The organism is Streptomyces rugosispiralis, from assembly GCF_024505145.1.
Taxonomy (GTDB): Bacteria; Actinomycetota; Actinomycetes; order Streptomycetales; family Streptomycetaceae; genus Streptomyces; species Streptomyces rugosispiralis.
This window is the reverse complement of the sequence record NZ_JANIAA010000004.1, coordinates 419,483-444,579: the sequence shown is the minus strand read 5'-3', so window position 1 is coordinate 444,579 and position 25,097 is coordinate 419,483. Positions and strand designations below refer to the sequence as shown.

15 protein-coding genes are annotated in these 25,097 nt (G+C 72.5%); 9 read left to right on the top strand and 6 right to left on the bottom strand.

What is annotated here, in order from left to right; translation table 11 throughout:
• Positions 1–16: 16 nt before the first annotated feature.
• Positions 17–1,231 carry a DUF4032 domain-containing protein gene (locus NP777_RS10500; protein WP_256649819.1) on the bottom strand — a complete coding sequence of 405 codons (1,215 nt, stop codon included), beginning with the start codon at positions 1,229–1,231 and terminating at the stop codon, positions 17–19.
• 174 nt (positions 1,232–1,405) lie between these two features.
• Between NP777_RS10500 and NP777_RS10495 the strand changes: the two genes are divergently transcribed.
• Positions 1,406–2,179 carry an SDR family NAD(P)-dependent oxidoreductase gene (locus tag NP777_RS10495; protein WP_256649818.1) on the top strand — a complete coding sequence of 258 codons (774 nt, stop codon included), beginning with the start codon at positions 1,406–1,408 and terminating at the stop codon, positions 2,177–2,179.
• A gap of 61 nt (positions 2,180–2,240) precedes the next feature.
• Positions 2,241–2,828: an AraC family transcriptional regulator gene (locus NP777_RS10490; protein WP_256649817.1), complete on the top strand. Its 588-nt coding sequence runs from the start codon at positions 2,241–2,243 to the stop codon at positions 2,826–2,828.
• Between the two features lie 24 nt (positions 2,829–2,852).
• Here the strand turns inward: NP777_RS10490 and NP777_RS10485 are convergent, their stop codons facing one another.
• From NP777_RS10485 to NP777_RS10475, 3 genes are all read right to left on the bottom strand, one after another.
• Positions 2,853–4,724: a CASTOR/POLLUX-related putative ion channel gene (locus NP777_RS10485; RefSeq protein ID WP_256649816.1), complete on the bottom strand. Its 1,872-nt coding sequence runs from the start codon at positions 4,722–4,724 to the stop codon at positions 2,853–2,855.
• Positions 4,725–4,831: 107 nt separating this feature from the next.
• A complete protein-coding gene (locus tag NP777_RS10480; RefSeq protein ID WP_391858477.1) occupies positions 4,832–7,513 on the bottom strand; it encodes a SpoIIE family protein phosphatase in 2,682 nt (893 codons plus the stop codon).
• 258 nt (positions 7,514–7,771) lie between these two features.
• Positions 7,772–8,146, bottom strand: a complete 375-nt coding sequence (locus tag NP777_RS10475; protein WP_256649815.1) for a hypothetical protein — start codon at positions 8,144–8,146, stop codon at positions 7,772–7,774.
• Between the two features lie 244 nt (positions 8,147–8,390).
• Between NP777_RS10475 and NP777_RS10470 the strand changes: the two genes are divergently transcribed.
• Together NP777_RS10470 and NP777_RS10465 are read left to right on the top strand one after the other, a co-directional pair.
• Positions 8,391–9,806 (top strand): Gfo/Idh/MocA family protein, encoded by a 1,416-nt coding sequence (locus tag NP777_RS10470; protein ID WP_256649814.1) that lies wholly within the window; start codon positions 8,391–8,393, stop codon positions 9,804–9,806.
• A 72-nt stretch (positions 9,807–9,878) separates the two neighbouring features.
• The gene (locus NP777_RS10465; RefSeq protein ID WP_256649813.1) at positions 9,879–10,562 is read left to right on the top strand and encodes a DUF4232 domain-containing protein; all 684 of its coding nucleotides are present in this window, start codon (positions 9,879–9,881) and stop codon (positions 10,560–10,562) included.
• 67 nt (positions 10,563–10,629) lie between these two features.
• On the opposite strand, the gene NP777_RS10460 is transcribed toward NP777_RS10465, so the two are convergent.
• Complete coding sequence (locus NP777_RS10460; protein WP_256649812.1) at positions 10,630–17,070, bottom strand: type I polyketide synthase; 6,441 nt, start codon at positions 17,068–17,070, stop codon at positions 10,630–10,632.
• An 82-nt stretch (positions 17,071–17,152) separates the two neighbouring features.
• On the bottom strand, positions 17,153–18,490 hold the full coding sequence (locus NP777_RS10455; protein WP_256649811.1) for a beta-ketoacyl synthase N-terminal-like domain-containing protein: 1,338 nt from the start codon (positions 18,488–18,490) through the stop codon (positions 17,153–17,155).
• Between the two features lie 525 nt (positions 18,491–19,015).
• Between NP777_RS10455 and NP777_RS10450 the strand changes: the two genes are divergently transcribed.
• The 5 genes from NP777_RS10450 (at position 19,016) to pabB (ending at position 25,095) form a co-directional block, all read left to right on the top strand.
• Positions 19,016–19,507, top strand: a complete 492-nt coding sequence (locus NP777_RS10450) for an Lrp/AsnC family transcriptional regulator (RefSeq protein WP_020866202.1) — start codon at positions 19,016–19,018, stop codon at positions 19,505–19,507.
• A gap of 134 nt (positions 19,508–19,641) precedes the next feature.
• Positions 19,642–20,451 carry a dimethylargininase gene (ddaH, locus tag NP777_RS10445; RefSeq protein WP_037950441.1) on the top strand — a complete coding sequence of 270 codons (810 nt, stop codon included), beginning with the start codon at positions 19,642–19,644 and terminating at the stop codon, positions 20,449–20,451.
• Positions 20,451–21,737 (top strand): ornithine--oxo-acid transaminase, encoded by a 1,287-nt coding sequence (rocD, locus tag NP777_RS10440; protein ID WP_256649810.1) that lies wholly within the window; start codon positions 20,451–20,453, stop codon positions 21,735–21,737. Before ddaH ends, rocD begins: the two co-directional genes overlap by 1 nt.
• Positions 21,738–22,077: 340 nt before the next feature.
• Positions 22,078–22,674 (top strand): hypothetical protein, encoded by a 597-nt coding sequence (locus NP777_RS10435; protein ID WP_256649809.1) that lies wholly within the window; start codon positions 22,078–22,080, stop codon positions 22,672–22,674.
• Between the two features lie 78 nt (positions 22,675–22,752).
• Positions 22,753–25,095: an aminodeoxychorismate synthase component I gene (pabB, locus tag NP777_RS10430; protein WP_256649808.1), complete on the top strand. Its 2,343-nt coding sequence runs from the start codon at positions 22,753–22,755 to the stop codon at positions 25,093–25,095.
• Positions 25,096–25,097 lie beyond the last annotated feature (2 nt).

Genomic DNA, 25,097 nt, shown 5'->3' with positions numbered 1-25,097 from the left:
CCCGGCCGCGGGGCGTTCAGTCGTTGGGCTGATGGTTCAGGACGGTCCGTATGTAGTCCTCGACCGTGGCGTCCAGACCCACGTCCCGGCCCTCCCGCTCGGACAACAGCCAGCGGTGTTCGAGCAGTTCGTAGTAGATCTGCGCGGTGTCGGTGACACCGCGCAGCTCATTCGGCACGGTCCGCACGGTGGGCCGGAAGACATCGCGGACCCACCGGTGGGCGAGCACCTCCGGGCGGGCGCCGAGCGGATCGCCGGGCGCGTAGTCGTCCTGGTTGGCCATCCAGGTATCCAGGTCGTTCAGGAGGCTGCGGGCCTGGTTCTCCTCCGCGTCGAGCCCGGTCAGCCGCAGCAACTGCCGCTGATGGTGGCCCGCGTCCACGACCTTGGGCACGAAGGTGACGGTGTCGCCGTCGGGCGAGCGCTCGATCTGCATCTCCGCCACGTCGAACCCGAGGTCGTTCAGGCGCCGGACGCGCTGGTCGATGGCGTGGCGCTGGGCGAGTGGATAGACCGACTGACGGGTCAGCTCATGCCACAGGTCGCAGTAGCGCTCGACGGTGGCCTGGCCGAAGAGCACCGGGTCGACCGAGGGGTGCAGGGAACCGCTCGCCTCCAGGTCCATCAGCTCGCCCGCGATGTTCACCCGCGCCACCTCGACGTCGTACTCCCGCTGCCCGGTGGTGAGCCTCGGCTGGATCTGCCCGGTCTCGGCGTCCACCAGATACGCGGCGTACGCGCCCGCGTCGCGCCGGAAGAGGGTGTTGGACAGCGAGCAGTCGCCCCAGGCGAACCCGGCCAGGTGCAACCGCACCAGCAGTACGGCGAGCGCGTCGAGCAGCCGTCTGATGGTGCTGGGCCGCATGGTCGTCTGGAACATCGACCGGTACGGCTGCGACCCCACCAGATGGCGGGTGATCAGCGCCGGTTCCAGCGGCTCGCCGTGCTCGTCGGTGCGCCCGGTCACCACCGCGAGCGCGTCCACCGCGGGGACCGCGAGCCGGTCCAGATCGCGCAGCAGCCCGTACTCCCGCACCGCCGCCCACTCGCCGACCTCCTTGACCGCCACGATCTCGCCGCCCGCCTGCGCGAAGCGCACGACATGGCGGGAGATGCCCCGGGGGAGCGCGACCAGCTGCTCCTCCGGCCACTCCGCCAGCGGGATGTTCCACGGCAGATCGAGCAGGGATGCCGGATGTTCGGGCGAGGTGGCGGTGATCTGCAGCTCCATGACACCCCAGTGTGCGGTACGGAAGTGTCATCGGAGCCGGTCGTACGGCGACCCGACGGACGATCAAATGGACAGAATCTGTCCGGATACATACGCTGAAGATCCAATCGGGCAAGATCTGTCCGTTCAGGGAGGCCGCCGCTACAGGACCGACACCTCGAAGGGAGCCCGCGCATGAGCCACCTCGCAGGCACCACCGCGGTGATCACAGGAGCCGGTGAGGGCCTCGGCTACGCCATCGCGGACGCCTTCGCGGTGGAGGGCGCCGACTTGGTGCTGCTGGCCCATGACCGGGACAAGCTGGAGCGGGCCCGCCACACCCTGGCCGGACACGGCACCACCGTACGCGGGCTCTGCGTGGACCTGGCCGACCCCGGCGCCGCGACCGCCGCCGCGCGTCAGGTGCTCGCGCTCACCGAACGGGTGGACACCCTGGTCAACAACGCGGGCACGGCACACTTCAGCCCGCTCGCCCAGACCTCGGCCGACTCCTTCGACGCCATGCTGCACCACAATGTCCGGGTGCCCTTCCTCCTCGCCCAGGCGCTGCTGCCCGCGCTCATCGAGGGGCGTGGCAGCATCATCAACATCAGCAGCTACTGGGCCCACACGGCGTCCGCCGACCGCCCGTCCGCGGCCTACTCCGCCACGCGTGGTGCCATCAACGCGATGACCCGGGCGCTCGCCAACGAACTGGGCCCCTCCGGGGTCCGGGTCAACGGCATCGCCCCCGGTGCCGTGCCCGCCCCGGCGTGTGAGCGGGACCGCCTCGTCGCGATGAGCGCCGGGGAGCGGCACGGGGCCGGTCACGCCCCGGACTACCCTCCCCCGGGCCGGGCCGGCGGACCCCATGAGGTGGCCGCCGCGGCGGCCTTTCTCGCCTCCCCCCGGGCCGGGTGGACCACCGGCACCATCATGAACGTGGACGGCGCGCCGGCCGTCCACTGACGGCCGCGGCGGAATCCGCGCCCCGGCCACCGGCACGGGTGGCCGATACCATGAGGTCGCGATGGAGAGAATCCGCCACGCTCCGCAGGCGACGACGGGCCGGCTTCCGCTGCCCCCCGGTGGCGGCATCGATGCGCACCGGCACGACGAGCACCAGATCGTCTACGCCGGGCGCGGCGTGCTGGCGGTCACCACCGACGCGGGCAGCTGGATCGCGCCCGCCGACCCGGCGCTCTGGATTCCGGCCGGGACCGTCCATGAGCACCGCTCGTACGGCGCCACCGACCTCCATCTGGTGGGGCTGGCGGTGGCGGACAACCCGCTGCGGCTGGAGCGGCCCGCGGTCCTCGGCGTCACCCCGCTGCTGCGCGAGCTGATCATCGAGTACACCGCGCGGCCGGCGGACCTCGGCGCCGCGGTCGGGGTCGGCGAGCGCACCCTGACCCGGCTGTGCGGGGCGGAGCTGGGGATGACCTTCCCACGGTGGCGCACCCAGCTCCGGCTGCACCACGCCCTGCGGCTGCTGGCCGAGGGCGTCCCGGTCACCGCCGTGGCGCATCGCTGCGGCTGGGCGTCCAGCAGCGCGTTCATCGATGTCTTCCGCCGGGCCTTCGGCCACACCCCAGGTGCCCATCGCGCGCTCGGCTGACGCTCCGCGCCCGCGCACAGGCTCTCAGTCCTCGGCCAGGACCACGACCGCGTCACCCTCCTCCAGGGTCAGCGGCGCGGTCTTGGACGGGTTGAGGTGGACTCCGTAGAGCGGTGGCTCGTCGCCGTGCCGGGCCAGGCGGTAGCCGATGGCCGTCTCGCCGCGCTGGCGGGCGGCCTCGATGACGGTGGCGAAGTTGGCCTCCGCGCCGGGTATCAGATAGCTGGGTGCCGGTTTGAGGTAGATCTCGGATCCCTGCGGGTCGAAGAGGTCGGCGAAGACCGCGTGCAGATGACGGTTCTCGGTGAGCTGGGTCAGCAGCAGGCTGATCACCTTGGTGGAGACGATGAAGTCGTCGGCCTTGGTGACCTGCGCGACCTCGCGGTTGGCGTCGTCGTGCATCTCGGTGACGATGGAGTACGGATCGCCGAGCTGGATCTCGATGTCGCGCAGGTGGAGCAGGGTGACCAGGGTGCGGTCGTCGGCGCGTCCGGGGTCGATCCCGTCGTCCGTCAGCACCACGATGTGGCGGTAGCCGTCCAGCCCGAGCGCCTCCAGCGACGGACGGCGGGTGGGCTCGCAGTACTTGAAGCCGACGGTGAGGTTCCTCAGCTCCCGGTTCGCCTCCTCCCGGGGCGGGCGCGCGGCGGCGATGTCGACCACCGACCCGGGCTTCACCAGGAGGTCGAGCTGCGCGATGATCTTCTCCGCGCGGGAGTTCCAGCCGATCAGCAGCGTACGGTCCGGCACCGGCGGCTGGAACGCGGCCGCGGCCATCGCCGGGCGCAGGATGCGGGGCCGGGTGGCCGCCGTCTTGATGAGCAGATCGTCCTCCGCGACCATCAGCAGCCGGTCCCCGCGCCCGATCACGGTGTCCATGGTCGGGTTGACCAGCACCTCGCCGTCCGCGCGGTGCACGCCGATGGGCACACCGAGCTCGAAGGCGTTCAGCGACTCCCCGTAGGTGGTGCCGGCCAGTGCGGGCTCGTCCCACGGGTAGATCTCATTGCCGATGAAGCTGAGCAGTTCGTTGAAGACGGTGGAGAGACCGGACTGGCGGTGGGACTGCACGATCAGCCCGACCGCGATGTCATCGGCGTCGATCACCAGCGCGTGGTCCCCCGCGGCCAGCCGGGCGGCCGCCAGGTTCGCCGAACTCTGCACGGCGGCCACCACATTGGGCCGGGTCCCGGTCCAGGTGCGGCTGTTCAGCAGCAACAGCGACTTGATGACGTCGATGTCGCTGTCCTCCCCGACGGGTGAGAGCACCATGATGGACTTGGCGCTGTCCGGGCTCACCAGCTCCAGGTCGCCGCGCTGGAGCGGATTGCCCGAGCGGCAGACCACCCGGGTCTTCCCGGTGTCCGGGATGCGGCGCCGGATCTCGTCCTCCATGTCGACCTTGTCCCGGTCGGCGAGGATCACCACACAGGAGCGCCGCTCGCTCTGGTTGGCCTCCACCAGCTCCGCTATCACCGTGAACACCTGCTCCGACCAGCCCAGCACAATGGTGTGGTGGTGCTCGATCAGCCGTGAGGTGCCCTTGCGCAGTTGCTGGATCCGGGCCTCGAGGCCGGTGGTCATCACACCGATCAGCGCGCTGACGATGAAGATGCCGCCGATGGTCACCGTGAGCATGAGGACCAGGAACAGCGGCCGGCCGCTGTCCCCGCCCATCGTGCCCGGGTCGAGGGTGCGCAGCAGGCTCATCCAGACGATGCCCAGCCAGCCGCCGTTGTCGTTGGTGTCCTTGTGGGCGAAGGCGACCGCCGCCCCGGAGACCAGGGTGATCAACGCCAATGAGGCCAGCCCCAGCCAGCCGATCAGAGCCGGGGTACCACGGTCCATCGTCCCGTCGAACCAGTACCGCAGCCGCTCCCGCAGCCTCTTGCGCATGCCGCATTCCTCCATAGCCCATCGCGCCGCCGGGCCCAACGGCCCGTGGTGAGCGGCGCTTTACGCCATGAGGGTGTCGTCTGACGGGGCCTCGGCGCCAATCGGGATCAGCCGGGAATGTCGGCCCACTGGTCCAGGAGGTCGTCGCCCGTGCACGCGCCCAGCGGTGTCACCGGAGCGGTCAGGGGCTGTTCGGCCCAGATGATCTTGCCGTTGGGAGTGTAGCGGGTTCCCCAGCGCTGGGCGTACTGGGCCACGAGGAAGAGCCCTCGGCCGCCTTCGTCGGTGGTGGCGGCGCGGCGCAGATGCGGGGAGGTGCTGGAGCCGTCCGCCACCTCGCAGATGAGGGTGCGGGCGCGCAGCAACCGGACCCGGCTGGGGCTGCATCCGTAGCGGATGGCGTTGGTCATCAGCTCGCTGAGGATGAGTTCGGTCGTGAAGCCGACCTCCTCAAGACCCCATGTGCTCAGTTGCTCGGCGGCCTCGTTGCGGATCCGGGCCACCGCGGCGGGGTCGGAGGGCAGCTCCCATTCGGCGACGTGCCCGGGGTCCAGCAGATGGGTGCGGGCCACGAGGAGGGCGATGTCGTCGCCGGGGTGGGAGGACGCCATGGTGTCGAAGACGGCCTGGCAGGTCTCCTCCGGAGTGCCCCCGGGCAGCCCGGCGAGGGTGGTGCGCAGCACGCCGAGCCCCTCGTCGAAGTCCCGGCCGCGGTCGCGGATCAGCCCGTCGGTGAACAGGGCCAGCCGGCTGCCCTCGGGCAGCTCGAGATCGACGGTCTCGATGGGCTCGCCACCCAGGCCCAGCGGCGGGCCGAGGGGGACGTCGGGGAAGGTCACGGTGGAGTCGGGGAGGACCACCGCCGGGCCCGGGTGGCCGGCGCCCGCCATCGTGCAGCGGCCGGAGACCGGGTCGTAGATGGCGTACAGACAGCTGGCGCCGCTGATCCCCGGGGCGTCGGTGCCCGCGGCGGCCTGGTCCTGGTCGAACCGGCTGACCAGTTCGTCGAGATGGGCCAGGAGTTCATCGGGCGGCAGGTCGAGCGCGGAGAAGTTGTGCACGGCGGTGCGCAGCCGGCCCATGGTGGCGGCGGCGTGCAGTCCGTGGCCGACGACATCGCCGACGACGAGCGCGACCCGGGAGCCGGGCAGGGGGATGACGTCGAACCAGTCGCCGCCGACCCCGGCCCGGGCGGGCAGATAGCGGTGGGCCACCTCCATGGCGTCCTGTTCGGGCAGGCCCTGGGGCAGCAGGCTGCGCTGCAGGGTGGCCGCCATCGCGTGTTCGCGGGTGTAGCGGCGGGCGTTGTCGATGGCGACCGCGGCGCGGGCGACCAGTTCCTCGGTGAGTGCCACGTCGTCCTCGTCGAACGGCTCGGACTTCTCCGAGCGCCAGAAGGTGGCGATGCCCAGGGTGACGTCCCGCGCCCGCAGCGGAATGGTGATCATCGAGTGGATGCCATAGTTGATGATCTTGGTCGCCTGCTCGGGGTCCTGCTCCTGCCAGCCCTCGTAGGTCCGCAGATCCGCCTCGAGCACCGGCCGGCCCGCGCCGAAGCCCAGTGCCTGGGGCACGGCGCCGCTGTAGGTGATCATCTTGCCGACCCGCCACAGCGGATGGTCGGACCGGATGCCACAGGTGGCGGTGCGGCGCATGGCGCTGCCCACGGGCTCGTCGCCGCGCAGCACGGGGTCCACGAGGTCGACGGTGGCGAAGTCGGCGAACCACGGGACGGCGAACCGGGTCAGCTCCTCGGCGGTCCGTACGACATCGAGGCTGGTGCCGACCTTCGCGCCGGCCTCGTAGAGCAGCCTCAGCCGCCGCTCCGCCACTTCGGCCTTGCCGGACAGCGCACGCAGTTCGGTGGAGTCGCGGAGCGTGGCGACGCTTCCGGACATCCCGCCGTCCCATCGGGTGGAGCGCTGGTTGACGGCCAGCAGCCGCTCCCCGGCCAGATGCACCTCGTCGGTGGCGACCCGGCCCGAGGCGAGCAGTTCGGCGGTGCGCGGCTCGATACCGAGTTCGGTGACGGGGCGGCCCTCGGCGTTCGGGGGGAGGTCGAGCAGCCGGCCGGCCTCGTCGTTGGCGAGGACCAGGCGGCCATGGCCGTCGACGATGAGCACGCCTTCCTTCACGGAGTGCAGAACGGCGTCGTGGTGCTCGTACATGCGGGTCATCTGGGCGGGGCCGAGCCCTCGCGTCTGCCGCCGCAGCCGCCCGCCGACCAGCGCGGTCCCGCCGGTGGCGAGCGCGAGCGCACCGGCGGCGGAGCCGAAGACCAGCGGCAGCTGGCGCTCGACCCGGCCGCTCACATCGGCGGCGGTCATCCCGGCGCACACCACACCGGCCACGGTGCCGTCGCCCTTGGGGATCGGGACGGTGGCCTGGACCTCCCGGCCGAGGGGACCCTGCACGGACTCGGTGACGATCTTGCCCTTCACCACCGGCCGCCAGTCGGCCACCAGCGTCTTGCCGATGTACTGCGGCTTGGGGTGGGTGTAGCGGATGCCGTGGGTGTCCGCCACGACCACGAAATCCAGATGTGCCCGCTTGCGGGTCTGCTCGGTCCGCGGCTGGAGCAGGGTGGTCGGATTCTCGGTGCGCATCGCGGACGCGGTGCCCGGGGAGGTGGCGAAGGTCTGGGCGACGGCGGTGGCGCGGTTGAGTGCCTCCTGCTCGCTGTCGATACGGGCCTGGAGGATGAGCGCCGTGGTGGCCGCCACGATGAGCAGGCACACGAGCACCACTTGGACAGCGAAAACCTGCCCGGCGATGCTGCGCACGCTCAAGCTGTGCAGGCTCAGGAGCGAGCGGAAGCGCGTCCGGGCGGGGGTGTGCGGGGCAAGTCTGGATCGACCGAAAACTCCGACCACGCACCCTTCCTACCATTTACTCCCCTCCGACCGGGAAGCCTCGTGGCGCACGATCCGCGGCCGTCCCGGTCCGTGATACGCCTCGGCACGATACGTGGCGCCCCGCCCACACAACGCTCACCATGGCCCCCTCGACGGGCGCGCCACCGGCCCCGTCGGGGCGAGGGGACACGGTCACACATCGAGCCGGAGGGCCACATCGCGCATGGTGGCCCTCGCGACGTCCAGATCCACCCGCGCCCGGTCGGCCACCAGATAGAGGAAGACCCCCTGGCTGGCGCGCCGGCTGATCGGACGGATCAGGTGGTACTCGGTGTCCAGCGTGACGACGATGTCCTCGAGCCGCTCCGGACTGTAGCCGAGCAACTCCAGAGTGGCCAGCTTGGCCCGCAGCACATCCGTGTCCCCGTAGGCCACCTTCTCCAGGTCCGGGCCCTGCGGGGTCTGGACGGCGCCCAGGGTGATCCGGCTCAGATAGTCGACAAGTGAGGCCGCGAGTACGCCCTCGCACTCCATCACATCGCGCAGCGACTCCTGGATATCGGTCATGGCCCGTCGCCCTCCCGGGACCTATGAGGGGCGCCGACAGCGGCCGGACACGTCCACCGCAGCCGGAACCCTGGAGGTCATATCCTCACATTTCATCCTTGCACAGGGTTCGCCGGTGCACCCACGGGCGCGGGCGCCCCGGCGCCGTGTCGGCGCTCCCCGTGGTGGCGGGCCGCCGATCGTCCTATTCTGCGCAGGCGTTGATCGACTTCGGATTGAATCGTTTGCTTCCGCTGGAGGACGCATGACCGTCGGCAGCACCCCGTCCCGGGCCGTGGTGGTGGGCACCGGCTCCCGGGCCCAGATGTTCACCGAGGCACTGGCCCGCCGCCCACGGCTGAGGGTCGCCGCGCTGTGCGATCCGAACCCGGTGCGCATCGCCCACCACCAGCGGCTGCTGAAGGAGGCGGGCGAGCCGGAGGCCGCCGCCTGGGGGCCGGCGGAGTTCGAGCGCCGGCTGCGCGCGGACGATATCCAGGAGGTGGTGGTGACCTGCGTGGACGCGCTGCACGACGCGTACATCGTGCCCGCGCTGCGAGCCGGCTGCCGGGTGGTCACCGAGAAGCCGATGACCACCGACGCGGCCAAGTGCCGCCGCATCCTGGAGACGGTCCGGGAGACCGGCAACCATCTGGCGGTCGCCTTCAACTACCGCTTCAACCCGGTGCACGAGGAGGTCCACCGGCAGCTGTCCGGCGGCGCCATCGGCGAGGTGCTGTCGGTGCACTTCGAGTGGCTGCTGGACACCCGGCACGGCGCCGACTACTTCCGCCGCTGGCACCGCGAGAAGGAGCACAGCGGCGGGCTGATGGTGCACAAGTCCAGCCACCACTTCGACCTGGTCAACTGGTGGCTGGGGGCGCGGCCGGAGGAGGTGTTCGGCTACGGCCGGCTCGGCTTCTACGGCCGTGCGGCGGGCGAGCGCAGCGGCTACCGGCGCGAGTACGAGCGGGCCCACGGCGCCGCCGCCGCGCGGGACGACCCGTTCGCGCTGGAACTCGCCGAGAACGACGCGATGCGCTCGCTGTACCTGGACGCCGAGGGCGAGGACGGCTACCACCGCGACCGCAATGTGTTCGGCGACGACATCACCATCGAGGACGACATGGCGCTGCTGGTCCGCTATGACACCGGCGCCACCATGACGTACCACCTGACCGCCTACTCCCCCTGGGAGGGCTACCGGGTGATGTTCAACGGCACCCGGGGCCGGCTGGAGCTGGAGGTCGAGGAGAGCGCGTGGCAGCCGCCGCTGCTGGGCACCGCCTCCGGCCGCGGCACCATCCACGGCGACCGGGCACTGGCCAACGCGGGCGGTCCGCGGCTGGTGCTGCGGCCGCTGTGGGAGCCGCCGCGGGAGGTGGAGCTGCCGGCGTTCGACCACGCCGGGCACGGTGGCGGGGACGAGCGGATGCTCGATGTGCTCTACGGCCCGGTGGCCCCGGCGGACGGCCCGGTGGATCCGGCGGACGGCCCGGTGGATCCGGCACGGGCCACCGAAGCGGGGGCCACCGAAGGGGCTGCCGTGGACGCCTCGGACGCCTCCCGCCGCCGGGCCACCGAGGAGGACGGGGCGCTCGCGCTGGTCACCGGGCTCGCGGCCAACCAGTCGTTCGTCAGCGGAAGGCCGGTGGCCACGGCGGACGTCGTGACGCTGTAGTCCTGGCGCCGCGACCGGGGCGTTCGGTCCAACGCGACTCGTCCCGCCCGGCGTTGGGGCAGGATGAGCCGCATGGAAACGGATGCGATCACCACACCCCGGGCGCCCCTCCTGCGGAGCGCCGCCCGACGCCGCCGAAGACGGCTGCTCGGCTCGCTCGCGGCGGCCGGTCTGCTCACCGCGTGCGGGACGCAGTCCTCGTCGGGAGTGGCCGGGGTGCCCGACGAGGCCACGTCCCGACCGGCGGGCCCCACCGTCTCGCCGGGCACCACCGCCCCCACCGCCCCCGCGGCCTGCCCCGAGTCGGGGGTGCTGCTGCGGGCCGCGGAGGCCAACGCGGCGATGGGGCTGCGGGTGCAGCAGATCGAGCTGGTGAACTGCGGCACGCGCGCCTATACGGTGAGCGGCCATCCGTCCGTCCAGGTACTGGACGAGGACCTGGAGCCGCTGGAGGTCACGGTCAGCCACGGGGCCTCGGCCATCGCCACCCTCGACGGCTTCGAGACGGCCACCGGGCCGGTGCGGCTGAAGCCCGGCGAACGGGCGGTGGCGCGGCTGGCGTGGCGGAATCTGGTGACGGACGTGACGCGCCCCGCCGCCGACGGGCGCTATCTGAAGATCGCGCCGAACGGCGGCGGGACGGACGCGCAGACCGTTCCCGACCTTGTCGACCTGGGCACCACCGGCAAGCTGGGCGTGAGCGCCTGGGCCCGTCCGGCCCCGGATTCCCCGGCGCGCCCGGACGCCCGTCCGTAGCGGCCCGCCGATGGCCCATGGCCACGCAGCCGCCCGCCGGTGGCGTCGTGGCCATCCCGCGGGCCCGTCAGCCCGGGGTGCCCAGCCGCTCCTCCGGCCGGTCGGCGGGGCCGGGCTCCAGCTGCTCGGCGAGCCCGGCGGCCAGGGCCTCCACGGTCGGATGCCGCCAGACGAAGTTACCCGCGAGCTTGATGCTCAGCCCCGTCTCCAGCCGGACCCGCAGTTCCATGGCGAGCAGCGAGTCGAACCCCAGTGACTTGAGCGGGGTCCGCGGATCGAGGGTGGTGCTGCTGAGCCGCAGCACGGCTCGGATGTGCTCGGTGAGATAGGACTCCAGCGCGGTGCGGCGGGCCGGTCCGGCGGGGAGTGCGGCCAGCCGGGCGCGGATGTCGTCGTCGCCCTCCCGGGAGGTGGCCGCCGGCGTGTCGCCGCCGGGGAGCAGCGGGGCGAACAGGGAGGACCGGCGGCCGGTGGCGGGGATCCAGGTGGCGGGTTCGCCGGGGATCACCCCGGTCTGCACCCGCCGATGGGCCAGCAGGGCGCCGAGTGCGCGGAGCCCCTCGTCGGTGGGGATCGTCTGGTAGCCGCGGTCGGCGAAGCCGGTGGCCACTCCGGTCTCACCCCACGGGCCCCAGTTGACCGCGAGGGTGGGCAGCCCGCGTGCCGAGCGCCATGCGGCGAAGCCATCCAGCCAGGCGTTGGCGGCCGCGTAGGCGCCCTGTCCGGCGTTGCCGAGCAGGGCGGCCATCGAGGAGTACACCACGAACCAGTCGAGCCGGTGCCCCTCGGTGGCCTGGTGCAGCCGCCACGCCCCGGTGGCCTTCGGCGCCCATACCCGGCGCAGCTGGTCCTCGCGGATGTTGGCCACGGCCGCGTCGTCGAGGACCATCGCGGAGTGGACGACGCCGTGCGGGGACGCCCCCTCGTCGGCGGTGGCGGCGGCCACCAGCCGCTCGGCGGTGTCCGGGCGGGCGATGTCGCCGGTGACGACGGTGATCCTGGTACCGGCGGCGGAGAGCTCGGCGAGCGTCCGCGCGGCGGCGCCGACCGGCGCGGTCCGTCCGTTGAGCACCAGGTGGCCCGCGCCCTGCCGGGCCAGCCAGCGGGCGGTGGCGAGCCCCAGGCCGCGCAGGCCGCCGGTGACGATGTACGTCCCGCCGTCGCGTACCGTGAGCGGCCCGTCCGGCAGCACCGCGTCGACCTGGCCCTCCTGCGGGATGGTGACCACCAGTTTGCCGAGGTGGCGGGCGCCGGCCATCTGCCGGAACGCGTCGGTGACCTCCGCGAGCGGATAGCTGGTGCAGCGCAGTGGCTTGAGACGGCCCTCGCCGATCGCGGTGAACACCTCGCGCAGCATCGCCGCGTACTCCCGCGGGCGGTCCAGCTGGAGCTCTCTGAGGTCCACGGTGGAGAAGGTGATGTTGTGGCGCAGTGGGGAGAGTCCGAGCGGGGCGTCGGAGAGGATGTCGCGGACGCCGAGTTCGACGAAGCGGCCGAAGGGGCGCAGACATTCGAGACCGGCCCGGATGGCGGCCCCGGAGAGGGAGTTGAGCACCACGTCGACGCCCTCGCCTCCGGTGGCCTCCATGACCTCGTCGCGGAAGTCCAGCGACCGGGAGTCCATCACCCGGGCGATGCCCATCCCCCGCAGGAAGCGCCGCTTCTCCTCGCTGCCCGCCGTGGCCAGCACCTCGGCGCCCAGCAGCCGGGCCACCGCGATGGCGGCGAGGCCGGTGCCGCCGGTGGCCGAGTGGATCAGCACCCGCTCCCCCGCGCTCACCCGGCCGCTGCGTCGCAGCGCGTACCAGGCGGTGAGGAACGCGATCGGCAGCCCGGCGGCGGTGTGCGGGTCGAGACCCTCGGGGAGCGGCGCGGTGCGGTCGGCGGGGACGACGGTGAACGAGCCGAAGGCGCCGCCGTGCACATCGGCGGCCACCACCCGGTCACCGGCGCCGAGGTGGTCGACGCCCGGTCCGACCGCGGTCACCTCGCCCGCGCATTCGAAGCCGAGCCGGTAGCGGATGTCCTCGTCGCCGGGGAGCAGGCCCATGGCGGTGAGGACGTCACGGAAGTTCAGCCCCGCGGCGAGCACCCGCAGTTCCACCTCACCGGGTCCGGGCGGGCGGCGGGTGGCGGTGGTGAGCTCCAGGCTGCCGAGGTCGCCGAGGCGGCCCGCGCGCAGCCGGAAGCCGTCGGTGCCGCAGCGCACGGTGCGGGCGGCGGCGGTGGTGCGCTCGGCGTCGGTGAGGGGCGCGCGGTCCAGTTCGGCGGTGTAGCGGGCTCCGTCGCGCAGCGCGATCTCGTCCTCGGGGCCGTCGGCGAGGAGTTCGGCGGCGAGGGTGTCCGCGAGCTGGTCGGGGGCGGCCGGGTCGGTGTCCACGACGGTGGCCCGCAGCTCGGGGTGTTCCAGGGCGAGCACCCGCAGGAGTCCGCGGAGCGCGCTCTGCCCGGGGTCGGCCGGGTCGCCGGGGGTCACGGTGCGGGCGCCCGAGGTGGCGGCGTAGAGGCGGGGCGGTTCGGGGTAGCGGGCGGTGAGCGCCTGGGCGGCGGCGAGCAGTCGGCGGGTGCGGCGCAGCCCGTCCTCCGCGCCGCCCTCGGCGGGGTGCGGGCCGCCCTCGGCGGGGTGCGGGCCGCCCTCCGCGGGGTGCGCGCCGCCCTCCGCGGGGTGCGCGCCGCCCTCGGCGGGGTGCGCGCCGCATACGAACACCACGGCGCGCGGCCGTTCCCCGGGGCGGGTGAGCCGGTTGGTGAGGGCGTCGCGGAACGCGTCGAGCCCCTGGTCGGCCAGGGGCACCTCCCACACCCGGGCGGTGGCCCCGGCGGCGCGCAGGGCGGCGGCCACCGGGCGGGCGGTGCCGTCCGCCTCCCCGACGACCAGCCACCGCCCCGGGGGCCGGGTGGCCGGGGGCCGGGTGGTGCGCCGCCAGCCGACCTCGAGGAACCACTGGTCGGCCTCGGCCGCACGCTCCCCGGCCCGGTGGACGATGCGCAGCCCGTCGACGGCCAGGACCGGCCGGCCGTCCGCGTCGAGCAGGCGGACGTGGCCGACGGTGGCTCCGGGGGTGGTCTCGGCGAGCCGGGCGTGGCAGTACACGGCGGTCCCGGGGTCGCCGAGGACGCGTACGCCCTGCATCCGCGCGGGCAGCAGCAGCCGCCGGTCGCCCTCGTCGAGCAGCCCGGCGCTGAGCAACTGGGCGCACAGGTCGACCAGGACGGGGTGGACGCACAGCCCGGGTCCGGGTTCGCGGGCGGCCTCGGGGATCCGTACCCGGGCCCAGAAGCTCTTTCCGTGGCGGGAGGCGGACACCTCGGTGATGCCCTGGAACGCCGGTCCGTGCGCCACCCCCCGGGCCCGCAGATCGGCGTACAGCGCCTCGGTCTCGATGGGCTCGGGATGGCGCAGGGCGAGGGTACGGACGGAGGCGGCGCGGGAGCGGGGCGGTACGGCGAGTCGGCGGAGCACCGCGGTCGCCTGCCGCACCCAGGCGCCGTCATCGTCGCGTCCGAAGATCTCGCATTCGGCGCGGTCGGTGGCGGCGAGGGCCACCGTGGTGGACAGGTCGGTGTGGTCGGCGAGCCGCAGCAGTTCGCGGAAGCGCAGATCGGTGACCTCGACCTCCTCGGGCCCGGCGCCGAACACCTCGCAGGCGGCGGTGAGCGCGAGGGCGTAGGAGACCGCGCCGGGCAGGACGGGCGCGCCGTGCACCCGGTGGTCGTCGAGCCAGGGCAGGGCCGCGGTGCCGGTACGGGCGCGCCAGCAGTGGCGGACGGGTTCACCGGGCATTTCGAGGTGCGCGCCGGGCAGCCCGGCGGCCGAGGTGGGGTCGGCGGGCGCGGGGGGCGGGGCGTCGGCCCAGTGGCGGGTGCGGTCGAAGGTGATCGGCGGTACGTCGGTGAGAACACCGTCCGCGTACAGCACGGACCAGTCGACGGGCACGCCCGCGCAGTGCAGCGCGGCCAGCTGGGTCCGGAAGGTGGTCGGCTCGTCCTCCTCGCGGCGGAGCGTGGGCAGGACGACGGGGTCGTCCACCAGACCGGCGAGACCGGCCAGGACGGGGTGGGTGATGACCGGGTGGGGGGAGATCTCGACGTACACCAGGTGACGGTCGGCCGCGGCGGCGGCGACGGCCGCGGAGAAGCGGACCGGGTGGCGCAGGTTGGCGCACCAGTAGTCGGCGTCGAAGGCGGGCGGGGTGTGCGGATGGTCCAGGACGGTGGTGTAGAAGGGCACGTCCGGGCGGCGGGGGTCGAGCCCGGCGAGGGCGGTGCGCAGATCGGGCAGGAGCGGGTCCACCTGGGGCGAGTGCGAGGCGACGTCCACGGCGATCAGCGCGGCGGGAACGGAGCGGGCCTGCCAGCCGGCGACCAGCCGTTCGACGTGCGCGGTGTCCCCGGCCACCACGGTGGAGCCGGGTGCCGCCATGACGGCCACGGTGACGGCTTCGGCGCCGCCGCCGTCGAGTTCGGCCTGCACCTCGTCGGCGCCGAGGCCGACCGTGGCCATGGCGCCGTTCCCGGCGACGCGGGTGAGCAGCGCGGAGCGGCGGCAGATCACCTTGGCCCCGTCGGCGAGGGAGAGCGCCCCCGCCACCACGGCGGCGGCGACCTCGCCCATGGAGTGGCCGATGACCCCGGCGGGCTCCACGCCGTGGGCGCGCCAGGTGGCGGCGAGCGCGGTCTGGAGCGCGAACAGCACGGGCTGCACCCGGCCGCAGCCGGTCACCGGCGCACCGCTGCGCACGATGTCGAGCACCGAGAATCCGGACTCGGCGGCGATGAGGGCGTCGGCCTCGGCGAGCGCCTCGGCGAAGACCGGTTCGGTCTCCAGCAGCCGCCGTCCCATACCGGGCCATTGGGAGCCCTGTCCGGAGAACACCCAGATCGGCCGGCGGGAGACCGCGGCGCCCACGGCGCCGCTCACCACGGCGGGGTGGGCCCGGCCGTCGGCGAACGCCCGCAAGGAGCACACGAGTTCGGCGCGCGAGGCGGCGGTGACACCGAGCCGGCCGCGGCCGGAGCCACGGCGCAGCGCCAGGGTGTGGGCGATGTCGCGCAGCGGGGTGTCGGCGCCGTCGCCCTCCAGCCAGTCCGCCATCCGGCGGGCGGCGCCGGGCAGCACGGCCGGGGAACCGGCGGGGACGAGGAACACCTGCGGAACGGCGCGGGTGACGGGCCGCAGGCGAGTCGGTGCGGGGCGGGGGGCGGGTGCGGGTGGTTGTTCCAGCACCACATGGGCGTTGGTCCCGGAGAAGCCGAAGGAGGACACGGCGGCCAGCCGGGGCCCGGTCCGCACCGGCCAGAGGGTGAGCCGGCGGGGGATGAAGAAGCGGGTTCCCTCGGCGGTGATGGCGGGATTCCACTGGGTGAAGTGCAGATTGGGCGGGATGTGTGCACGGCCCAGGCACAGCACGGCCTTGATCAGCCCGGTGACACCGGCGGCGGTCTCCAGATGGCCCAGGTTGGTCTTGACCGAGGCCAGCGCGCAGCGGTCGCGGCCGGTGCCGTAGACCTGGGCGAGGCTGGTGAACTCGACCGGGTCGCCGACGGGGGTGCCGGTGCCGTGGGCCTCGACCATGCCGACGTCCGCGGGGTCCACCCCGGCGCGGCCGAGCGCCTCCTCGTACAGGGCGCGCTGGGCGGTGGCCGAGGGGGCGGCGAGGCCGTCGGAGTGGCCGTCCTGGTTGACGGCCGAGCCGCGCAGCACGGCCAGGATCCGGTCCCCGTCGCGCAGGGCGTCGGGGAGGCGTTTGAGTACGACGATGCCGCAGCCCTCGCCGCGGACGAAGCCGTCGGCGGCGGCGTCGAAGGCGTGGCAGTGGCCGGTGTGCGAGAGCATGCCCATCCGGTCGAACGAGCGGGTGATCCGCGGCTCGAGCATCAGTGTGACCCCACCGGCCAGGGCCAGATCGCACTCCCCCGCGCGCAGCGCCTGGACGGCCAGGTGGACGGCGACCAGGGAGGACGAGCACGCGGTGTCCAGCGCCACCGACGGGCCGTGGAGGCCGAGGAGGTAGGAGATCCGGCCGGTGGCCACGCAGTGCCCGTTGGCCAGGGCGGAGCCCTCCAGCTCGCGGGGGTGCCGGTCGAGCCGGTTCATGTAGTCGTTGTAGCTGAGCCCGGCGAAGACGCCGGTGGCGGTGGAGCCGAGCCGGTCGGGTGGCATTCCGGCGTGTTCCAGGGCCTCCCAGGCCACTTCCAGCAGCAGCCGGTGCTGGGGGTCGAGGACATCGGCCTCGCGTCCGGAGACGCCGAAGAAGTCGGCGTCGAAGCCGGACACATCGCGCAGATATCCACCGCGGACGGGCGGCGCGGACGCGGGCGGGGTGGCGGGGTCGGCCGCCCAGAGCGCGGCGCGCTCGGCGGGCGGTTCGCCGACGGCGTCGCGTCCGTCGGCCAGCAGCCGCCACAGGGCGGCGGGTGAGTCGGTGTCACCGGGGAGCCGGCAGCCCATGCCGACGATGGCGATGCGGCCGGGGGAACGGCCGGGGGCGGGAGTGTGCTGACGCATCGGGGTCTCCGTGGGTGGTGCTCGGCCCGGGGTGGGGGCCGTGAGGGGCCGTGGGGTGGAGATCGCCGCGGGGGTCACGGACTCAGGTGGCGTCCGGACCGCCCAGCAGCAGCGCGTGCTTCACGCCACCGATCTGGTAGTTGAAGCTGAGCGCGTGGTCGAAGTCGAGGGGACGGGTGCGGGTGCCGGGGACGGGGTCGAAGGGGAGTCCGTCCGCGGGCTGTTCGCAGTTGGCGGTGGGGCACACCTCGCCGAACTCCATCATCATCAGGGTCAGGGCGAGGCCGAGGCAGCCGGCGGGTGAGCCGTGGTGGCCGAAGCATCCCTCCTGGGAGGACATCAGCACGGCGGGGTCGGGGCCGTAGAGCTCCCTGATGGTGTTGGCCTCCATGGCGGTGACGGCCGCGCCGCCGTCGCTGGCGCCGTTGATGTACGGCACCTGCTCGATCCGCCGGCGGTCGCCCAGGCAGAGGCGTACGGCCCTGGCGAGCTGGGCGCCGGAGCCGTCGGCGGCGAGCGGGTTGGCCAGGCCGTCGCGGGTCATGGCGGCGGCGAGCACCTGGCCGTAGAGGTGGGCGCCGCGGCGCGCGGCGTGTTCCCTGCTCTCCAGGACCACGGTGGCGGATCCCTCACCGTGGTTGATGCAGTCCGCGCGCCGGTCGTAGGGGCGCATCAGGGAGTCGAAGGACGGCAGCAGATCGGGCATTCCGGCGGCATCCATCGCGTCGTAGGCGTGCTGGGCGCCGTGCAGCAGCCGCCGGCCCTTCTGGATCAGGTCGACGTTGAAGACGTCGACGCCGGTCACCACCGCGAGATCGGTCTCGTCGGCCGCGATGAGGCGGCGGGCGTGGCCGATCTGCACGGCGGCGGATGAGCAGCCGCAGGAGACGGTGAAGCAGGGGCCGACGGTCCGGGTCAGCGCGCCCTGGACGACGGCCACATCGGAAGGGGAGACGGCCTGTTCGGCGGCGACGAACATCTCCAGGGCGTCGAGGGTGGTGGCGGAGTCGGGGTCGACGCCGAGCAGGGCGAGATAGCTGTCCACGTTGGCGTCCACGCTGCCGCGGCCGACGAGCACGGCCGCCTCGCGCAGATCGCCGGCCGCCATGTCGAGTTCGGCGTCGGTGCACGCCTCGACGAGGGAGACCAGGCCGTAGCGGTGCGCGTTGGTGTAGTGGCGGGAGAAGAATTCGGGGATGTCGGGGAGGCGCTCCCCGAACTGCTCGGCGCTCAGATGGACCGCGCCGTAGTGGCTGTCGTGCCGGTCGAGGACGGAGCGGCCCCGGGAGGCGATGTCCCACACCTGGGCCGCGGTGAAGACGGGTTCGGCGCCGCCCGGGAGGCAGAAACCCAGGCCGGTGACGACGGCGTCCCGTGGGCCCCCGGGGGCGGGCCGGGGTGGGTGCCGGCGCGGGCTCACGACGCCCTGCCGGATCTGAGGAGGGTCATGACGGTGGTCCCTTTCGCTCACACCGGAGTACGGGGCCGCCGGTACGGCGAGTCGCCGAATGCATGGTGACACCGCCGGTGTTCCGGAATCGGTTTTCATGGTGAATTCGGCGCGTGCGGCGCGGCGTTGGACGTACTCGAAGTCTTTCCCCGTCGGATGGCGAGTCGTCTCCGTCGGGGGAGCCGCTCATCGTCCGGAAAGGACGGGGGGAATAGTTGACGCTACGCCTCGGAGGACAGCGGACGGTAGGTGGTGTCGTATCAGCGCGGTGGATTCGGCCGTTCCGGCGCACCGCCCTTGTACCCCCGGAGCCCATACCGCGCGACCCCGGAGAAACGGGGGCTCGTGCCCCGGTTCACGCCCCCTCTTGTGGAATCTTTCTGAAAGAGCGTAGAGAAAAAGACGCCCCAGGCACTCACTGAGTATGGGGCGCTTTTGAGCACAGGGAAGGGGCCCCTTCGCACAGGGGGCGAAAAACGCAAAGGATGACAGACCATGACACATCAGTCCGTACCGTTCGACGATCTGGACCGCAAAATCGTTGCGGCGCTGGTCGCCAACGCCAGGACCAGCTTCACGGAGATCGGCGCCGCGATCGGGCTCTCGGCCTCCGCGGTCAAGCGCCGCGTCGACCGGATGCGGGAGACCGATGTGATCACCGGCTTCACCACCACCGTGCGCCCGGCCGCCCTCGGCTGGCGGACCGAGGCGTATGTCGAGGTGTACTGCGACAGCGCCGCGCCACCCCGGCGCCTCGCGGAGGTCGTGCGCAACTATCCGGAGATCATCGCGGCCATGACGGTGACCGGCGGCGCGGACGCCCTGCTGCATGTCATGGCCACCGATGTGGAGCATTTCGAGGAGGTGCTCGAGCGCATCCGGGCCGAGCCCTTCGTCCGCCAGACGATCAGCTACATGGTGCTGTCGCACCTGCTCACGGGCAGTGCGGAGGCCGGTGCGGCCCCTCCCGCGACCGCGACGCAATGAACCGCCGCGAACCGGCCCCGGCACGCAGCGTCGGTGCGTCGACACGCAGTTTTCTTTCCTTGTCTCCCCTCTCCTCCGCTTTCTACCGTTGATTCATCCCCCCGGTCGCCCGCGGAAGCGAGAGGAATCCTCCGTTGCCCCTTACGCGTGTGCCGCGCCCCAGGCGCTTCCTGACCTGTGCCCCCAGATATTTCGATGTGCGGTATGCCATCAATCCCTGGATGCGTGAGGACACCGAGGTCGACACCGACCTCGCCCAGGCGCAATGGGAGACGCTGATCCGCGCCTACCGCGACCACGGTCATCGGGTCGAATTCATCGAACCGGTGGCGGGACTCCCGGACATGGTGTTCGCGGCGAACTCGGCCCTCGTCCTGGAGGGCCGGGTCTTCGGCTCGCGATTCCACGCACCGCAGCGCCGGCCGGAACAGCTCGCCTACGAACGGTGGTTCAAGGCGGCGGGATTCGACGTCCATCCGCCGGAATCGGTGTGCGAGGGCGAGGGCGACCTGGTACCGGCCGGGCCCTATGTCCTGGCCGGCACCGGCTTCCGCACCACCCGGGCGGCCCATCAGGAGGTGCAGGAGTTCTTCGGGGTGCCGACCATCAGCCTGCTGCTGGTGGACCCGTACTTCTACCACCTGGACACCGCGCTGTTCGTCCTCGACGACCGGAACATCGCCTACTACCCGGAGGCGTTCTCCCCCGGCAGCCGTGAGGTGCTGGGGCGGCTCTACCCCGACGCGCTGATCGCCACCCGTGACGACGCCATGGCCTTCGGGCTCAACTCGGTCTCCGACGGCCGCCATGTCTTCGTCGCGCCCCAGGCCACCGGGCTCATCGACCAGCTCACCGACCGCGGTTACGTCCCCGTCCCCGTCGACCTGTCGGAACTGCACAAGGCCGGCGGGGGCATCAAGTGCTGCACACAGGAGATCCGCTGATGACCGCCACCACCCCCACCGCCTCCGGTTCCGCCGCTTTCGACGCCACCGCCGCCGGTTCCGGCCCGGCCGCGGCGAACGGCGCCGCCCGCTCCTCGCGGGAGCTGATCCACGCCGAGGAGACCTCGCTCGCGCACAACTACCACCCGCTGCCCGTGGTCGTCGCCCGCGCCGAGGGCAGCTGGGTGTGGGACGTCGAGGGGCGCCGCTACCTGGACATGCTGGCCGGGTACTCCGCCCTCAACTTCGGCCACCGCCACCCGGCGCTGATCGAGGCCGCCCACCGCCAGCTCGACCAGCTCACGCTGACCTCCCGGGCCTTCCACAACGACCGGCTGGCCGGGTTCGCCGAGGGGGTGGCGGAGCTCACCGGGCTCTCCATGGTGCTGCCGATGAACACCGGCGCGGAGGCCGTGGAGAGCGGCATCAAGGTCGCCCGCAAATGGGCGTACGAGGTGAAGGGCGTCGCCCCGGACCAGGCCACCATCGTGGTGGCGGCCGACAACTTCCACGGCCGTACGACGACGATCGTCGGCTTCTCCACCGACCCCGTGGCCCGCGACGGCTTCGGCCCGTTCGCCCCGGGCTTCCGCGTCGTGCCGTACAACGACCTCGCGGCGCTGGAGGCCGCCGTGGACGAGACCACGGCGGCGGTCCTCATCGAGCCCATCCAGGGCGAGGCGGGCGTGGTCATCCCCGACGACGGCTATCTGCGCGGAGTGCGCGAGCTGACCCGGCGCACCGGGACGCTGTTCATCGCCGATGAGATCCAGTCCGGTCTGGGCCGCACCGGCACCACGCTGGCCGTCGAGCACGAGTCGGTGATGCCGGATGTGCTGCTGCTCGGCAAGGCGCTGGGCGGCGGCATCGTGCCGGTGTCGGCGGTGGTGGCCGACCGTGCGGTGCTCGGGGTGCTGCGCCCCGGCGAGCACGGCTCCACCTTCGGCGGCAATCCGCTGGCCGCGGCGGTCGGCTCGGCCGTGGTCGATCTGTTGCGCACCGGCGAATTCCAGCGCCGGGCACGGGAGTTGGGCGAGGTGCTGAGGGACGGGCTGGCGGCGCTGACCGGCAAGGGCGTCGTGGGCCACCGTTGCCGGGGGCTGTGGGCGGGCGTCGACGTGGACCCCGCGCTCGGCACCGGCCGCGAGGTGAGCGAGCGGCTGATGGCCGAGGGGATCCTGGTCAAGGACACCCATGGCTCGACGATCCGGCTGGCACCGCCGCTGACCATCACCCGTGCGGAGCTGGAGGGGGCGCTGGCGGCGCTGGAGAAGGTACTCGGCTGACCGAAGCTCATCGAGCCGACCCAGCCGACCCGGCTGACCCGGCTGATCGAGCTGTGATCGAGTTGATCGAAACCACGAGGCGCCGGGCCGCATTACGTTTCATACGGCCCGGCGCTTCCGCATGTTCAATCCCGCTCGGAGATTCTTTATCAGCGACCCCGTCGCGGTCCCGGCAGAACCTCGAACCGTAGATAACGCCCAGGTCACGGCGGCCTTTCCGAGTTTTTATGTACGTTGTTGAGCATTCCACTGTTCCCGATCGCACGGTGTGGAACACTTCGTGTCATCTCGCCGGACGCGACAGGCGAAGCCAACGGCACGGAAAGGAGTTGCGGCTGGAGTGGACAGTGAACCGGTCACGGTGACTGCCGCATACCGGGTGGACCCCGGCCGCGAAAGCGAGTTCTATGCCTGGGCGATCGAGATGCTCAATGCCGCGGCAAGCCTTCCGGGATATCTCGGGGGCGGGGTGATGGGATCCGGTTCGACCTCCTCGGAGTGGCACGTCCTCTACCGGTTCGAGGCGGAAGGGCCGGCCCGGGCATGGGATTCCTCACTGGAACGCGCACGATTGGCGTCCCGTACCGGGCCGTTCGTCCAGGAAAAGGGAACACAGCGCACCTCGGGACTGGAGAACTGGTTCAAGGGGCCGGTGCGGCCGTTACCGCCACCGCCCAAATGGAAGCTGTGGCTGGTGAATCTGAGCGCGGTCTTCCCTCCGGTTCTCATCTTCAATGTGCTGGTGATCCCGTTCATCAAGGACGCGAATTTTCTGCTGCGGACCCTGGCCTTGTGTCTCGGGGTGACCGCGATGGTGACCTGGCTGGTCATGCCGCGGCTGCAGCGGCTTCTGAAGAAGTGGCTCTACCCGCCGCTGCAGTCGATACGAGGACGTCACAGGCGGATGGCGGCCGACGGCCCACGCGCTCGCCGGTAGGTGAGCGGGGCGCCGCGGCCCGAGGACCGGGGCGGGTGATACCCGGTCGGTTTTCTCATCGCAAGGAGGCAAATCCGGATGGAATCGCTGAGGACTCTCCTCGTCGATCATTACGACTCGTACACGTACAACCTCTTTCAACTGCTGACCGAGGTCAACGGCGAGGAACCGGAGGTGCTTCTGCATGACGCGCCGGAGTGCGCGGACATCGATCTCTCCGCGTTCGACAACATCGTGCTCTCCCCCGGCCCCGGACATCCGGCGGATCCCCGGGACTTCGGCGCCACCGCCCGGCTGATCGAGCGGTCGCCCATCCCGGTGCTGGGGGTGTGCCTGGGGCACCAGGGGATCGCACTCGGCGCGCAAGCGCGGGTGGTGTCCGCGCCCGAGCCCAAGCACGGGCATCTGTCCCGGATCAAGCACGGCGGGCGCGGACTGTTCCGCGGCCTTCCGCAGGACTTCACGGCCGTGCGCTATCACTCGCTGTGCGTGGCCGAGCCGCTGCCGCTGGGGCTGCAGGGCATCGCCTGGTCCGAGGACGGTGTGCTGATGGCGCTGCGGCACCGGGCCCGTCCGCTGTGGGGCGTCCAGTTCCACCCGGAGTCGGTGCTGACCGGATACGGCCACCGCATGCTCAGCAACTTCCGCGATCTGACCGTCGAGCACGCCAACGGCGAGTCGGTGACCTCCACCGTGTCCCCCGCCTCCGCCGAGGAGCCGCGCCGCGCCCGTACGGCCCCCAAAGCGGCGAAATCGACGAAAGCAACCAAGGCGACCAAGGCGCCCACCGCGCCGGACTCACCGCCCACCCCCGAGGCGGACCCCCGAACCGAACTGGCCCGGCCCGCTCCCAAGCACGACGCTCCGGCCGAGCCGCCCCAAGTGGGCCCCGGCTACCGGCTGCACGCCCGGTGGCTGGCCGACGCCACCGACACCGAGGCGGCCTTCACCCGGCTGTACGCCGAGGCGCCGCACGCGTTCTGGCTCGACAGCTCGCGCGCGGAGTCCGGCGAGGCCCGCTTCTCCTTCCTCGGGGACGGCACCGGCCCGCTCGCCGAGTTCGTCCGCTACGACACCGACACCGGCGTCTGCGAGGTGCGGCGGACGGGACGGCCCGCCGTCCGGGTCGAGGGCAGCGTCTTCGACTACCTCAAGCGGGAGCTGACCCGCCACCGGATCAAGGCCCCCGATCTGCCCTTCGACTTCACCGGCGGCTACGTGGGCTACTTCGGCTACGAGCTCAAGGCCGACTGCGGCTCCCCCAACCGCCACCGGGCCACCACCCCGGACGCCTGCTGGCTCTTCGCCGACCGGTTCGTCGCCGTCGACCACCAGGAGGGCGTCACCTACATCTGCTGCCTCGCCGAGGACACCCCCGACGGCCACCGGGAGGCGAAGGACTGGCTGGACACCACCGTGACCGTGCTCAGCGGGGTGCCGACGCTCACCGGACCCGCCCCGCAACCGCCGGCCCTCGCCACCACGGCCGCCGTGGAACCCTGGCTGGTCCGGGACCGGGAGCGGTATCTGGCGTCGATCGAGGCGTGTCTGCGGGAGCTGCGCGCCGGGGTCAGCTATGAGATCTGCCTGACCGACTCCGCCTGGCTGCCCGCCCCGAGCGACTCCTACGCCTTCTACCGGGCCCTGCGGCGGTTCAACCCGGCGCCGTACGCCGCCTATCTGCGGTTCGACGGCACCGATGTGGCCTGCGCCTCCCCCGAGCGCTTTCTGCGCATCACCCCCGACGGCACCGCCGAGGCCAAACCGATCAAGGGCACCGCCCCGCGCGGCCAGAACCCGGAGAAGGACGCGCGGGCGCTGGCCGCCCTCGCCTCCAACCCCAAGGCCCGCGCCGAGAACCTGATGATCGTGGATCTGCTCCGCAACGACCTGGGGCGGGTGTGCGCGTCGGGCAGTGTGTACGTGCCGCGGCTGATGAACACCGAGACCTACGCCTCCGTCCACCAGTTGGTCTCCACCGTGCGCGGCCGGCTGCGCCCGGAGACCACCTCCGTCGACTGCGTCCGCGCCTGCTTCCCGGGCGGCTCCATGACCGGCGCCCCCAAGCTGCGCACGCTGGAGATCATCGACTCGCTGGAGACCGAGGCCCGCGGGGTGTACTCCGGCGCGCTCGGCTACCTCAGCTGCAACGGCGCGGCCGACCTCAACATCGTCATCCGCACGGCCGTGTTCACCGGCGGCCGGATGCACATCGGCGCGGGCGGCGCCATCGTTCTCGATTCCGACCCGGCCGAGGAGTACGAGGAGATGCTGCTGAAGACCGCCGCCACCATGCGTGCCTACCAGGCCGTGGAGCCCGCGTCCGCCGGGGAGCCCGCGTCCGGCGGGGAGATGGACGATCTGCTGGTGGCCGCCGTCGCGGCGCCGCCCGCCCCCGCGGCGAAGGAGCCCGGCCGGTGACC